The organism is Photobacterium chitinilyticum (genome assembly GCF_004104355.1).
Lineage (GTDB): Bacteria > Pseudomonadota > Gammaproteobacteria > Enterobacterales > Vibrionaceae > Photobacterium > Photobacterium chitinilyticum.
In genome coordinates this window covers 394,497-408,675 of the sequence record NZ_RJLM01000002.1, presented here as the reverse complement: position 1 = coordinate 408,675, position 14,179 = coordinate 394,497, and the positions used below count along the sequence as shown (strand labels likewise).

Annotated in this window: 16 protein-coding genes; 9 read left to right on the top strand and 7 right to left on the bottom strand. The window is 42.7% G+C overall.

Annotation, left to right across the window (positions count from 1 at the left end; genetic code table 11):
* Positions 1-108 precede the first annotated feature (108 nt).
* Positions 109-978 carry a methylisocitrate lyase gene (gene prpB, locus EDI28_RS07960; protein WP_128783314.1) on the bottom strand — a complete coding sequence of 290 codons (870 nt, stop codon included), beginning with the start codon at positions 976-978 and terminating at the stop codon, positions 109-111.
* Positions 975-1,700, bottom strand: a complete 726-nt coding sequence (locus EDI28_RS07955) for a GntR family transcriptional regulator (protein ID WP_128783540.1) — start codon at positions 1,698-1,700, stop codon at positions 975-977. Before EDI28_RS07955 ends, prpB begins: the two co-directional genes overlap by 4 nt.
* Before the next feature lie 1,233 nt (positions 1,701-2,933).
* Here EDI28_RS07955 and EDI28_RS07950 point away from each other — a divergent pair.
* From EDI28_RS07950 to EDI28_RS07935, 4 genes are read left to right on the top strand one after another with little or no spacing between them, the layout of a single operon-like run.
* Positions 2,934-3,446, top strand: coding sequence for a phage tail tape measure protein (locus EDI28_RS07950; RefSeq protein WP_128783313.1), 513 nt, complete (start codon positions 2,934-2,936; stop codon positions 3,444-3,446).
* A 22-nt stretch (positions 3,447-3,468) separates the two neighbouring features.
* The gene (locus EDI28_RS07945) at positions 3,469-3,753 is read left to right on the top strand and encodes a hypothetical protein (protein ID WP_128783312.1); all 285 of its coding nucleotides are present in this window, start codon (positions 3,469-3,471) and stop codon (positions 3,751-3,753) included.
* Positions 3,746-4,216: a peptidoglycan-binding domain-containing protein gene (locus EDI28_RS07940; RefSeq protein ID WP_128783311.1), complete on the top strand. Its 471-nt coding sequence runs from the start codon at positions 3,746-3,748 to the stop codon at positions 4,214-4,216. Before EDI28_RS07945 ends, EDI28_RS07940 begins: the two co-directional genes overlap by 8 nt.
* Before the next feature lie 54 nt (positions 4,217-4,270).
* Complete coding sequence (locus EDI28_RS07935; protein ID WP_128783310.1) at positions 4,271-4,951, top strand: peptidoglycan recognition protein family protein; 681 nt, start codon at positions 4,271-4,273, stop codon at positions 4,949-4,951.
* 116 nt (positions 4,952-5,067) lie between these two features.
* On the opposite strand, the gene EDI28_RS27295 is transcribed toward EDI28_RS07935, so the two are convergent.
* The 3 genes from EDI28_RS27295 to EDI28_RS07925 form a co-directional block, all read right to left on the bottom strand.
* Positions 5,068-5,244, bottom strand: a complete 177-nt coding sequence (locus EDI28_RS27295; protein ID WP_233353310.1) for a hypothetical protein — start codon at positions 5,242-5,244, stop codon at positions 5,068-5,070.
* Between the two features lie 49 nt (positions 5,245-5,293).
* A complete protein-coding gene (locus EDI28_RS26885; RefSeq protein ID WP_164918500.1) occupies positions 5,294-5,467 on the bottom strand; it encodes a hypothetical protein in 174 nt (57 codons plus the stop codon).
* Between the two features lie 371 nt (positions 5,468-5,838).
* The gene (locus EDI28_RS07925) at positions 5,839-6,327 is read right to left on the bottom strand and encodes a YcxB family protein (protein WP_128783309.1); all 489 of its coding nucleotides are present in this window, start codon (positions 6,325-6,327) and stop codon (positions 5,839-5,841) included.
* A gap of 318 nt (positions 6,328-6,645) precedes the next feature.
* On the opposite strand from EDI28_RS07925, the gene EDI28_RS07920 reads away from it, so the two are divergent.
* From EDI28_RS07920 to EDI28_RS07905, 3 genes are all read left to right on the top strand, one after another.
* The gene (locus EDI28_RS07920) at positions 6,646-7,203 is read left to right on the top strand and encodes a sugar O-acetyltransferase (RefSeq protein ID WP_128783308.1); all 558 of its coding nucleotides are present in this window, start codon (positions 6,646-6,648) and stop codon (positions 7,201-7,203) included.
* A 271-nt stretch (positions 7,204-7,474) separates the two neighbouring features.
* Positions 7,475-8,131, top strand: coding sequence for a QnrS family quinolone resistance pentapeptide repeat protein (locus tag EDI28_RS07915; protein ID WP_128783307.1), 657 nt, complete (start codon positions 7,475-7,477; stop codon positions 8,129-8,131).
* A gap of 502 nt (positions 8,132-8,633) precedes the next feature.
* A complete protein-coding gene (locus EDI28_RS07905; RefSeq protein WP_128783305.1) occupies positions 8,634-10,217 on the top strand; it encodes an SgrR family transcriptional regulator in 1,584 nt (527 codons plus the stop codon).
* 29 nt (positions 10,218-10,246) lie between these two features.
* Here the strand turns inward: EDI28_RS07905 and EDI28_RS07900 are convergent, their stop codons facing one another.
* Positions 10,247-11,191 carry a LysR family transcriptional regulator gene (locus EDI28_RS07900; RefSeq protein WP_128783304.1) on the bottom strand — a complete coding sequence of 315 codons (945 nt, stop codon included), beginning with the start codon at positions 11,189-11,191 and terminating at the stop codon, positions 10,247-10,249.
* A 136-nt stretch (positions 11,192-11,327) separates the two neighbouring features.
* Between EDI28_RS07900 and EDI28_RS07895 the strand changes: the two genes are divergently transcribed.
* Both EDI28_RS07895 and EDI28_RS07890 read left to right on the top strand, forming a co-directional pair.
* Complete coding sequence (locus EDI28_RS07895; protein WP_128783303.1) at positions 11,328-12,140, top strand: enoyl-CoA hydratase/isomerase family protein; 813 nt, start codon at positions 11,328-11,330, stop codon at positions 12,138-12,140.
* A gap of 150 nt (positions 12,141-12,290) precedes the next feature.
* Complete coding sequence (locus tag EDI28_RS07890) at positions 12,291-13,172, top strand: radical SAM protein (RefSeq protein ID WP_128783302.1); 882 nt, start codon at positions 12,291-12,293, stop codon at positions 13,170-13,172.
* A 184-nt stretch (positions 13,173-13,356) separates the two neighbouring features.
* Here the strand turns inward: EDI28_RS07890 and EDI28_RS07885 are convergent, their stop codons facing one another.
* Positions 13,357-14,163 carry a helix-turn-helix domain-containing protein gene (locus EDI28_RS07885; protein WP_128783301.1) on the bottom strand — a complete coding sequence of 269 codons (807 nt, stop codon included), beginning with the start codon at positions 14,161-14,163 and terminating at the stop codon, positions 13,357-13,359.
* Positions 14,164-14,179 lie beyond the last annotated feature (16 nt).

Here is a 14,179-nt window from a genome sequence, read left to right as displayed (position 1 = left end):
TTTTTTATTATTTTTGTTTATATTATTGTTATTACACTTATTATTTAGAATAATAAGTCATCTACTACACTCGTTGTTTTATATACAGTAAATTACTGTAGCTTTGATTTACTTTTCGTTGAACAGTTTATCGAGCTTCTGCTCATAATCGTGGTAACCCAAGTAATGGTAGAGCTGTTCACGGGTTTGCATCTGATCCACCACATTGCGCTGATGGCCATCTTTCCTTATATGCTGATAGACATTCAGCGCCGCGAGGTTCATCGCCCGAAACGCGGACAACGGATACAGCACCATGTCGACACCACATTCTGCCAGCTCTTCACCACTGAACAACGGCGTTTGACCAAACTCAGTAATATTGGCAAGGATCGGTACTTTCACGGCATCCGAAAACTGCTGATACTGCTCAAGAGTATTGATGGCCTCCGGGAAAATCATATCTGCGCCAGCTTCGACACAGGCTATCGCCCGCTCAATGGCGGCGTCCATCCCCTCCACGGCCAGCGCATCGGTACGCGCCATGATGACAAAGTCCTTATCAACGCGGGCATCGACAGCCGCCTTGATACGGTCAACCATTTCCTCCTGGCTAACAATGGCCTTGTTCGGACGGTGGCCGCAACGCTTCTGTGCAACCTGATCCTCCATGTGTATTGCCGCCGCTCCCGCTCGCTCCATCTCTTTGACGGTGCGGGCAATATTAAATGCGCCACCAAAACCAGTATCGATATCAACCAACAGCGGCAAGGTCGTTGCTGCGGTAATTCGGCGTACATCTTCCAGAACATCATTCAAGGTTGTGATCCCCAGATCCGGCAGACCGTATGAAGCATTGGCAATCCCGCCGCCCGACAGATATATGGCCTGGTGTCCTACCTGCTCGGCCATCATGGCGCAATAAGGGTTAACAGTGCCGACAATCTGCAGCGGATGGTTGGCAGCAACGGCATGCCGGAAGCTTTTCCCTGGACTCATGAGGCTATCTCCTTGTCATCTTTCAGTTGTTGTTCAATCAGCAGCCGGCTGCGCATGATATGGCGTCGCATCAGCATTTCCGCCAGCTCTCCATCTCTTTCCCGCAATGCGGCAAGCAAATGGAAGTGTTCTCTCAAAGCCTGTTGTGGACGCGAATGCAAACGCTGAGACTGATAGCGATACATCCGGAGCAAGTGATAGAGTTCATCACACAACAAGCTGATTAATTTGCTATTTCGACTGGCTTTGATTATTCGGTAGTGAAAATCAAAATCCCCCTGCTGATGAAAATAAGAAGCACCATCAACCTGCTCGATATGCTTTTGGTGGGTTTCCAGCAATTGCTGCAGGGCATTAATTTCTTTGTCAGTAATATGGATACATGCCAGACGGGCGGCCATGCCTTCCAATGCTTCTCGTACCGAGTAAATTTCAATCAGCTTTTCCTGAGTCAGGGCAACGACTCTCGCCCCCACATGCGGTACACGTTCCACCAAACCCAGAGACTCCACTCGCATCATCGCTTCACGCAACGGACCTCGGCTGACGCCAAAGCGGCGGGCTAACTCAGGTTCAGAAATCTTACTGCCAGCCGGGTAATCACCGTTTACGATTAAATCAATTAATTGCTCTGTCAGGTTCTCTGACTTGGTGAGCTCCTTGGCAATCCCATTCCCAGCAAGATTGTCGACAGTTTCAAGTATTACGTCTTGTTTGGTCATCATCATTGTCAACAATTGGTTAACTTGTGAACAAATTTAGCCCTAAAAACGGCTTCGATCAAGCGCATTGTTAACAATATGTATTAGACCTTAGTCTAGACTGTTAACAATCACCCGAAAAAAGACAGGGAAAGAATGCACCCAATGCAATGCCCAAAGAATATCGGCGTGAATAACAATATTATATTTTTGAAAGACATAACGCCCGACATGAGAAATGTCACGCAGAACAACTTTTTCAAATTGACGGCTTGGCACCAGGTATGTCGAACCTTCTGGCTAAGCATTGCAACACGGTGATTCGTGATATGCACTTCGCTGATATCAATATTTTATTAGGAATGGGGGGGAAGCAAGATCCTTAAGTTCAGGGCAGTACAGGACTACCTGATCAAATTGTTAACCCTTTTTCCTTTTGGAACGGACCAATATGTTGTCAAAGTTGAAGCGGGAAGATCTCGGGATACAGGCATCCTATATGAATGCTCTGTCAGTGGAAATGGCGAAGGGCACATTACCGGATTAGTCGCAGCCAAAGTCGCTGAAGAGCTCCACATATCTTCATTTGAACCTGGCGTCTTCCATATTGAGCAACTCTTTGAACCTTTACCCTTTATTGAAAGCCTAGCCAGCAATAATTTATGTTTTGAAGGTAATACCCTCACACATTATCGAGCTCTGAGTATTCAATCAGCCCAATAACACTGCTAGTGTCAGTTCGAAAAAGCACAAACAAAGGTGACAGGGTCACCAGGCTTCCTTGTATCTACTAATAAAGGAGCCTAACATCAATGGCAGAGTACCGCGCTCTGACTCGTTGGCATTTACCTTGTACGCCCAAGCAGAAATATATCCTACAAGGTACAATGCACCATTGATTATGAAGGGAAGAGCTGGGCGACTCCTAATCGCTTTGCTGATTGTTCACCCTCGAAGCGAACCGCATGTTACATGCGACGCACAGGGTTAGTGAACGCTTGCAATCTTGGTTTTTTGAAATCCTGTGTAGCATATTTTTCAGACATTTTACTCTTAACTCTCATCTTGATATCGAGTCAATCAATAATCACCCAGTAGCATATTATCTAGCATCTATCACATTTTAATTAAACAAACTGTGCTTGACTAGCTTTAAGCGGTTAAAAAACGGACAGACTTTACCTGCCTTTATTGGCAGTGAGTAGGCTGTATGGTCGTGCCCTATCTATTAACTTATTGTGATAAGGAAAGATGATGGCTACTGAAAACCTCTCAAACATTATCTCCACACTCCTCACCGCTCCTGCTGATGCCGTTGTTCAAGCATCCGCTACACAGCGATATATATGGATGAAATGGTTAACCGACCTGACAAAGCTTATTAAAGGTGAGCCTGAGGATGTCAGCAGGAAAATCATCAATGAACACCTCAAACTAGCTCCATCATGGAAAATGTCTGCCCAACTATCCCTCTCACTTTCAATGCGAATCGCCTCAATAGAGAGAACCGAGGGTGGCGTATCTTTAGGCTTAGGTATTGGAATGATTCACGGAAGCGGCTCATTTGGCTTCACCAAGGAAACCACTACAGAAAGCACTTTACAGGCTCAAGCGATTTACAACCTTACAAATGATACTGAAACCTCTCTAAAAGATTATCTAAATATGCTTGGAATCAATACTTTAGATAACACCGGAGATCTTGACAATGCGATAAAAAAATTGGGGAAGATCAACATTCCACATACCAATGTTGCTCAAAGCTGAGTCGAAATAAGGATACAACACTATGCAAAATGAAAATGAAAAATTGGACAATTTAGAACCCAAGTCTTTAGAGCAAATATTAGTATCTCTACAAAAATCGATAAGCCGAGTAAATGAAAGTTCAAGTAGTGTGGCAAAAGACAGAGCCCGAGCTTTGATAATAGGTGACCTTAATTTTGAACTCGACCTCAAATGTAATTTAGAAGCGGATAAACTTAAACAATCAAATGATGGTGGGATATCTATAAATTTGAAGGGAACAATAAATACAGATATCCAAGTGATTGGAGGATCAGGTAATGACTAAAACAGAGTTAGAAGCCGTAGATATTGGGAATATACTATATTCCACTATCTCTGACGTACTTCGTATGAGTGGGAATATGGGCTTCAAAGGAGACGTCGATATTGGCATCAAGCTAAATACAACAATAAGCAAGAATACAGCAAAGCTTGTTGCATTAGTGAACACCAACCAATCAAGCCAATCGACTATAGAAGTAAAACTAGCCACACGGATACACCTTTCTGATGAATACAAACCTAAACGTTTTGTATTCAGAGGGGAACTTTCCCTTGGTGCCCATGGTAAAGTTGTTGAAGAGCTTCAAGCCGCTCTCAACCATCACCTAAAATCAGGCCTTATCATTGACGGTGACTTTGGAAAGAAGACTCAAAATGCGGTTAAAGCATTTCAAACATTGCATGACCTCCAGATAAAAAATGGCACTCTCGATAAAAAAACGGGCTCTAAGTTAAGTCAGATTTAGAATGTAATTTATCTAAGATGACAATTTCATTTCTTTAAAAATGGAGGATTACCTATGACATTCATAAAACCCAATCGCCATATAGAGAAAGTGTTCATCCATTGCAGTGCAAGTGACTACCCTCAACACGATAATGTAGAAACGATGAGAAAATGGCACCTAGAGAGAGGTTGGCAAGATGTTGGCTACCACTATTTTATTCGAAAAAATGGACAGCTAGATGTAGGCCGAGATCTTGAGAAAATACCTGCTGCACAAAGTGGTCATAACAAAAACTCAATAGCTATTTGTCTTCATGGATTAAAAAAGGAGCTCTTCACTAAGAAGCAATTCGAATCTTTGATCGATTTATGCAAGCTAATCAATAAAGCTTATGAGGAGCAAATTGTATTTCGAGGCCATCGTGAGGTATCAGATAAAAACTGTCCGGTTTTTGATTACCAAAAAATACTTGGCCTAAGCAATTTTGGTGAAATGGACTTTGCTCCCAATGCTCAGCCCACAGAAAATCCATCAAATATCTACCAAGAGACATTAAAACTTACATCAAGAGGGGCTGCCGTTTTAGCACTTCAAAAGCTTCTAAACCAAAAACAACAGATAGCACTAGTTGAAGATGGCATCTTTGGGCAACAAACGAAGTCTGCTGTAATGGCCTTTCAAGAGCAAAAGAATACTGCCATCGATGGTATCGTAGGTCCAGTAACATGGCATTGTTTAACATCAAATGACTAGAATACACTTATTCACAGAACTCCAAGTTAAGGCACGCATGGCACCTAAAACGCTATGCGCCACTCATGTAGCGGGTGATGATTGCTTTACCCGCAATCGCGACACCTTTAAGCGCCCTAACAAGCTCGCTCGCGCAATACTGGCTTGTCTAGTATCAGAATCGACACCTCATAGTGAGGCTGAAAAGCCTGCTCCTTACGCTTACAGAACACACCGCCCATCAACTGGGTCTTGTGATGCTGACTGCATGTTTGTGTCTCCAATTGTTCACTGAAAGACACGTTACAATCCATAAACGTCACGTTACGCTGAACGTGACATTCAGCGTCACACTTTATGCTTTCACTCTTTTTTAACTTCTGAAACAAGGTTTTTAAATCGGGAAAAGCCAGTATTAACCAGAGCATCACTCCCAATACCAAACCGCGTGATTTGGTCAGAGTCCATTTCGTCTATTACGCACTCTGCATCAAAGCGGCGAGTTTCGGTTAACACATCTTGCTTTAGGGCATCCATACCTGCCTTGAACCGAAATCAAGCCAAACATCAAGAATGGCGTGAATCTCGGTTAAGCATAAGCACACGGTATCAGCAATAGTGTATGTGCCATATCGAACAAGGAGATTTACTTAAAATACTGAGGAGATAGTCGTTAAGTAACTCGCATAACGGTACAACTACTAACGTACTTACTCCCGAAAATGAGCATCACCTTCTAGCTTAGATTTGGACAAAACCTTGTTCCGAACTTCATATTACAGAGTAAACTCGGATAACCTCAGTTGCTGCACCCCTAGCTAGAAGCTCAACCATTCTAATCAAAAGCAAAATGAAAGACCTAACCGTATTCGTTTCATTACCTCTATTTTGCGCGCATTGACGCTAGTTCATTTTGATACTGCGTGCTGCTCTACCATGAACGCGATCACTTCATCATTTAAGCAAGATTTACTGACATATTGGCGCTGTTTACCCATATGAAGGATAAAACCTAAATCGCTTTGTTGAAGTTGGTCGATTTCACTCCAGGCGATATTACGGGTGTTTTTACCGCTTTTATAACTCACACCGTTAGAGTCAACATGAAATACCACTTTGCTGCCAGAGCTCATGCTGAGTGTTTGTCGCCATAACCACCAGGTTCTCTTAAAATAAACACTAAACGCCTCAATAATACTCAAAACAATAAAAAACCAACCAACGTAACCGCTGGGTAGTAGCTCAAATTTTACTAAAACCACCCCAAAAAAAAGAAAAAGTATTCCTTTTAAATAGGCTTGGGGAAATTCAGCAGGACGACTAGTTTGATCATAACACTCTGCAAAAAAGGCCTTGTCGAGGGTGTATTCTGTGGTGAAATCAAAATCTTTAGACATATGTGGCTACTTTAAGGTTTCCTGTGAATGAGTATCCCATGCTGCGACCTCGCAAGTCGAGTATTGTATAGCTTCTCGGTGCTTTTCTTTAGCTGGTTGAGATATAAGAACCGTACGTGCAACTTTCACTGCATACGGCTCAAGCCTCCTTTACCTGCTCGTTTATGAGTCAAGTCACAACACTTATTCACCGATATTTCAACTTGCATAATTAGTGATAATTTTCAACCACTTAAGATTAAGCCCTTAATTTGATTGGGTATAGCGTCTGCTATATCATTGTTTACCTTGTTACAGACTCTTTGTAAGGGCTTTGATATGTCAGAACTGATTCGAATGCAGGCCGGAGAAACTTATAACTGCCTGGATGATGAATTGCAGGCAATGCGGGATCGCACTTCTGCACTAATATTTCGCTTCAATCATGAACCCGATACCGCGACTCAAAGACAACTGCTTATTGAGCTGGGGATTTCTTTAGGCGAAGATTCCTGCATCCAACCGCCTCTACGCCTCACTTATGGCTGCCATCTATCCGTTGGTAACGGTAGCTATATCAACTGGGATGCTGTCATTCTAGATAATGGTCGAGTGGATATAGGCTCAGGCGTAATGATAGGCCCGAGAGTGCAAATTTATACCGCCGCACACGCCCTTGACGCTGAACGACGTTTGGCAGGAGATGAAACGGCTCACCCTGTAGTAATCGAAGATAATGTCTGGATTGGCGGTGGTGCCATCTTGATGCCAGGGATCACAATCGGAGCCGAAGCGGTAATTGGCGCCGGCTCTGTGGTTACTCGGGATGTCGCTCCCGGCGACCGAGTTGCTGGTAATCCCGCACGGTCCATTAAGTCAAAAAGCATGTCAAAATAATCACACAAAACATATAGGCGAGCCGCTGGTTCACCTTTAACGCTGCACTCATTGCCCTTGGGCAGGCTCGTCTATCTCAATATAAGGCGGTTAACTTTTTTCAACGACGCCGCATATTATTAGGCGAGCGAAAAGGGTGCCACGTGCCAATTTAACCCCTTAAAACAGGCAAATCAAGCATCTTTAACGCCATGATTTTATGAGGTTTTATTATAGTGTTCCCGTATGAATATAGTGGTAGTCTTGCTTTCAGTTCATACAAGGAGCCCTCATGGAAACTTACAATCATACCTATCGGCACCACAGCTTTTCTCATCAAGACTTAAGCGATCTCTCTTTTACCACTTGCACTTTTATTCGCTGCGATTTTCGACGTACTAACTTACGCGATACAACATTCGTTAACTGTAAGTTCATTGAACAAGGTGATATCGAAGGCTGCCACTTTGATGTCGCAGATCTTCGCGATGCTAGTTTCCAACAATGCCAGCTTTCAATGGCTAATTTTAGTAACGCCAATTGCTACGGTATTGAGTTACGCGAGTGTGACTTGAAGGGGGCCAACTTTTCCCGGGCAAATTTTGCCAACCAGGTAAGTAATCGAATGTACTTTTGCTCTGCCTTTATAACTGGATGTAACCTTTCCTATGCCAATATGGAGCGGCTTTGTTTGGAAAAGTGTGAACTGTTTGAGAATCGCTGGATAGGTACTCACCTCGCGGGGGCATCACTGAAAGAGTCAGACTTAAGTCGAGGTGTTTTTTCCGAAGATGTCTGGGGACAATTCAGCCTACAGGGCGCAAATTTATGCCACGCTGAACTCGATGGCTTAGATCCTCGCAAAGTCGATACATCGGGTATTAAAATTGCCGCCTGGCAACAAGCACAGCTTCTCGAAGCGCTGGGTATTGTTATTTTTCCTGACTAAGTGCTTAATCTGGACACTTCTGGCAATGAGTCGTCTTATTAGAAGAAAGCGTTGGTTTGTCATATGTGGTGTAGATACGCACTCATGGGATTTCGCCTCTATTTACCGGCTCTTATAACACAATGTTTGGTTAAAGGCCTACATTGGCTCATACACTGTCTTCAAAGCATTTAACTTTTTCCTGAACAATAAAACCGGAACAGTGCAGAAATCTGTTCCGGTTTTATTTTCCTCGAATCATATAGTCTGCCTATGTTCCAGTTCAGAAGGTAAACATGATGACTATCTATGACTACGTTGCAAACTATATCCAATCCACTTATAAATATGATAAAACCCAAGGCTTTTGGGCTCGGCTGTTTTATTTATCGCCAGCTGAAAGAGTTCAGCGTCTAAACGAAATATTCGATACAAACAAGTTTTGGGAGAACACCTCGGCTCTCAGTACTACTCAAACACAAATGTCGGAACAACAGCCTAAACAAAGGTATCTCGAGCAAAGATGAGCAAACGTAAATTAGAACTCTATGAAGGTCTATTTAAGAAAGTAGGGCCCGGTGCTAACAAGATCACCATTGGCGACATTGCTAGCGCTTTCAACTGCAGTGACAGACACGCTCGCACGTTACTCAAACAAATGTCTGAAAACAATTGGTTAACTTGGCATCCAATAAAAGGGCGTGGACAGAAAGGAGAACTTAACTGTCATATCGAACCTATTCAGGCGTGCTATCAGGCGGTAGATATTGCCATTAAGCAAGAAAAATATGAGCTGGCACATCAGCTCATTGGTTTCAATGGACGTAACGTTGCTTTCGGTTTAAAGCATTATTTGGGTCAGGCATCCAGCCATAGTGAGAAAACTATATATGCCCCCTTTCATAGAAAGCTAGGCTGGTTACACCCTCATCACTCAATGGAGCGGACAGAAAGGCACCTGATTCACGAGGTATTCCAGACACTGGTAACTTATCATGGCTCTGAGCTCAAAGGAGAACTTGCTCACCACTGGGAAAGTGATAAAGACCATACGCGATGGACCTTTCATCTGAGAACTGGGGCAACATTTCATGACCAATCCCCAGTGACTGCGGCAGATGTCGTTGAAAGCCTCAAAGCTTTGACTCTATCTTCATATTGGCAGCGACTTTATGATCACATCAATGTAATAGAAACGGCTTCACTGCACTGCGTAGTTATCACTTTAAAGGATGCAGATCCCTGTTTACCTTACTTGCTAAGCAGAGCCGAAACTTCGATTATTCCTCACCGCAATATCTACCAACCAGAGGGGACCTACATTCCTATTGGTTCTGGTCCATTTATCGTTGATATTAACTCGAATAAAGTGCTCCGGCTTAAGAGAAACAATTTCTACAACGGTCAGAATGCACTAATTGAACAAATCGAAATTTGGATTCATCAAGAATGGGCTCTGGATAAAAAATGTGCCGAAAATTTCTTTTTCCTCGATGGTGATGAGAAAAACTATAAGGTATCTACGACCAATATTGGGTACTTCTTTATTCTCTTAAATCATCGAGATTTACAAACCAGAGCCACAAAAAAAGCACTGCTTAGGCTATTAGAAAATAATAACGTCGCTTCTTTTCACTTGCCCTTCCCAATTTCATTTAGTTACGAGAATAACAATGACAACCGCAGCTTTGCTAATAAGTTAATGAATATAAGCTCGCCAACAAGCGCTAAGCCATCGGGCAGTCAGGTCGTGTACGGGCATACCCTCTCAAACCAAGATCTAGCTATCGGCGGTATTCGGCTAGAAGGTGATCGAGCAACCAGTTTATTCGCCTTCTTTAAACTTTACCCTTATTGGGATAAAAACCTGACTTGGAAGCAACATGAGAATTTACTGCTCGTTTTGCAATCAGTTCGCAGTTGTGTGTCCCTTGTTCAGCGGGAGGCATTACTCGATAGCTTGCTTGAAACACTTTATGACAGCAACGTACTCGCGATCATAAAGTCAGAAGATCTCATGTTAACCGTCCCATCAAGGGTTCGAAACGTAGAAATAAACTCTATTGGATGGTGTGATTTTACAAAGCTTTGGATAGACCAGAACTAAGCGGCTTGGATATAAAAAATTACTCTAGCTCACTCACCATACATCCCCTCAAAATTAGGGATATGCTTTTCCCACACAGGCACATCTTCCCCGATGATGGATTTCAGCGTATCTATAAACAATTTAGTTTTGATGGGGGCGTCTCGGTGAGGATACACAGCATAAAAAGTCCCGAAATCGTCTAAATGAAGCTGCGTCATTATCGGGATGAGCTTACCGTCCAAGATTTCGTTTTCAATCATCTGCGCAGTTACTACAGCTAGCGTGTTCCCCGCTACCGCACTTGTCGTGACCATTTCAACATCATTCACTTTATAAGCAACCTTCAACTGAAAGAGCTTACTCTCTTTGTTGTCATCAAAATATTTGAATTTGTCGATCAAAAGCCCCGGAGCAGCATAGACCGTAGCAGGTAATGATTCCAACTGCTCAACAGTTTTGATTTCTCCGTGCTTTTGGATGAACTCGGGGGATGCAACAATCAATAACCTGTTACGAGCTATTTTCCGAGTAATCAAACTCGAATTTTTCGGCTTGCCGATGCGAAAGCCAATATCAAACCCTTCTCTTACCATATCCACAACCCGATCTTCTAAACAAAGCTCAATATCTACATCGGGGTATTGTTGCTGAAATGCCAGCACCGCTTGCTGAACATATTGACGACCAAACAAGGTTGAACTGGTGATCCGCAATACGCCTTTGGGCTCGGCATGGTAATTCTGTGCCAGCCGATAAGTGTCACTTAACAGAGTCCGTAATGATCTGGCCTGGTTCACCATTTCATTGCCAGCTGCGGTTAATGATAGTGAACGTGTTGTTCGGTTTAGCAACCGGACACCAAGCTCATCTTCCAATCGGCTTATATGTTTCGAAACAACTGATCTATCAACATTTCTTTGATCCGCCACTTTAGTAAACGAGCCAAATTCTACTACTTCAAGTAGCAGCAATAATCGACTAGGAAAATCCATACACACCCTTTGTTGCGATAACAGCACCAATAACGTGCCAATTTGAGCATTTTTCTCCAACCAAGACAAACTTATAGTAGCTACACATTAAGGGCATAAACGAATAAAGCCCATATAACCAAGTGAGGAAGATGCCATGAGCAAGTTATCGATTACCCATAACAGCGGCATTGCAACAGTAACTATCAATAATCCGCCAGTGAATATTCTAACAATTGACCTGATCAACGAAATCAACACATTTGTGTTATCACTAAAAGATGATCGCGATACAAAAGTGGTGGTATTCAAATCACTTCACGAGCAATTCTTCTTAGCTCACTTAGATCTGCATGTGATCAACGGAACTCAGGGTGGCCAGGCGGCATCAATAGAATTTAATCATATGATTGCCAATATCAAAGCAATGAAGCAAGTCTCGGTTGCCGTTGTAGACGGTGTAGCCCGAGGGGGCGGTAATGAATTTGTCATGGCTTGCGATTTAGCCTACGGCACGGAAAACTCAGCATTTGCTCAGCCGGAAATTCACGTCAATATCCCAACCGGCGGCCAAGGTGCGGTTCACTTTGCAAGAAGAATGGGTAAAAACAAAGCATTACAAGCACTGCTTGTCGGTAATGATTTTACTGCTCAGCAAGCAGAAACATTGAATATTATTACTCAGTATGTACCTAGAATAGAAATGGATGCCTTTTTGGCTCAAATCCTTGGCGTTATTAGCCAGTTAGAAATTCGCGATATCGTGATGTACAAAGACATCATCGAAACATCAATTAAAGATGAAAACGCTGGTGCTGAATTAGAGTTACGCTACTTCCTAGAGCGCGCAAAAGAGGAAAAGACCCAAGCAATCATAACTGCGTTTCTTAAGCATGGAGGTCAAACTGAGCGGGAGGCAGAAGATATTCAAGGTATCTTTGTGGACACTGCTGCCGAACTTGCAAAATAAAAACATCAAAAGCAGCCGAAACGAAATGCCAAGGCTGCTTTTTTGAAAATCAGAGAGCTATAAGCCGATTAAATTAAGTAAATAAATAGCCTTATCTACTTGGTTAATCATTCATTATGACCAGTTTCAAAATTCAGTATGAGGTAAAAAATGAGATACGAAGGTAATATTTATCGTCCGCCACCAGAAGCTGATGCGTACATCTTGCAATGCACTGTTGGCTGTTCTTACAACAAATGTACCTATTGTGCGATGTATAAAGATGTCCGGTATCGAGTTCGGCCTATCGAAGAGCTTAAAGAAGATATACAAATGGCCCAAAAGGCTATTGGCTCTAGAGTTGAAAAAGTATTCTTAAGCGATGGCGATGCTATTTCGCTTCCAACAAGCATGCTATTAGAAATTCTATCCGAGCTTTATTCTGCTTTTCCAAAGCTAAATCATGTAAGTACATACGCAGGCCCCCAAAGTACACTGAGCAAAACGCAGAAAGAATTAAAGCAATTAAGAAAAGCAGGCTTGACCATGACCTATTTGGGAGTGGAATCCGGTTCTGATGAAGTGCTCACCGCAGTACGTAAAGGCGTAACCGCCGAAGAGATGCTTGAAGCAGGTAGTAATATCGTTAAGTCCGGAATCAAATTAGTCGCAATGGTAATGATTGGACTAGGAGGCCGAGGGGAACTTTCACAGATCCACGCAAAAAAAACAGCTCAGTTAATTAATCAGATGAAACCTTATCTACTGGGGGTATTAACGACTGTACCAATCGAAGGCACTGTTTTGTTCAGACAAACAGTCAAAGGTGATTTTAAGTTACTCGATCCATATGAGGTTCTGGAAGAAATAAAGATATTGCTGGAACATATTAACCTACAAGACTTGTATGTCGATGGTAGCCATGCTTCTAATTTATTATCGATAAAAGGTTCACTTAAAGAGAATAAAACAGAAATGCTTGCCTCTATCAATAAATACTTACTAAACAAGGATGTAGAGTTGATAGGAAAGGCTTATGTCGGACAATTCTAAGTCCATAATGAAACTGTAAGCCAGATTCTTACATTTACAGAACATAGCGCTCAGGCCCTCTAAATCAGTGGTTTATGACTAAAAGCATCCTTGATGAAATCCAGCATTATCCCAAGTCGACAGACTAAATCCGTGTTCATCCTGATGAGTCATCTGACTGATGATGATTATGAGCTTGAAGACATTAAGCATATATGTCGTTGTTATAATGATTAAGCACAAAGTTATCTTCAGTAAGGAATTGCTTAGGGGTCAAGCCTGTAAAGTACTTACAGTCCTTAATAAAATGGGGCTGGTCGTAATAGCCGTGCTCTAATACAACAGCAGTGTACTGGTGATGGCATCCGCTTAACAGCGTCCTTAGCGTTGATTGAAAGCGCGACGTCCTTTCAAAGTATTTGGCATCGACCCCGGTATAAGCCTTGAACTTACGCTGAAATGTTCGCTCGCTGATATTCAGACTTCGCTTAACATCAGCAATAACATCATGGCTACTTTGGTAATAAATTCTATCTATTGCCCACTCCAATTCAGAAGCACCGGCACACCTAGGTCCAATCTGCTGCATTAGCCAGACTTCCAACAAAGCTATCGCCTCAATAGTCGAATCTGACTCGATGATCCGCAGCAATAATTCTTTCGGCATTATTTGACTGACGTCTACAACCTGATCGGCAATAGTAGTCAAAGGGATACCAAATAACTGGAAGAAACCCGCAGAGCGAAAACGAATTGAAAGCAATTTAGTCGCTCCCGTCACCTTCACCTTATAAGCAGACCTACGAGGACATATCACAAGTCCGCTGCCGAATTTAAGCTGAGCTGATGCCGGAGATTCAATTACCAGTGGCGCGCCGAGATTAAGCATTATCTCAACCCCGGTCCCCGGCAGTATATCGGGTATCATCAAAGGAGAGCTTTGCTCCCACATCCAATACTGCGCTATATATCCAGCAAGCGGTGAGCTTGGCCTAATTAGTCTTGTTTGCATGGAATGACTTTATCAT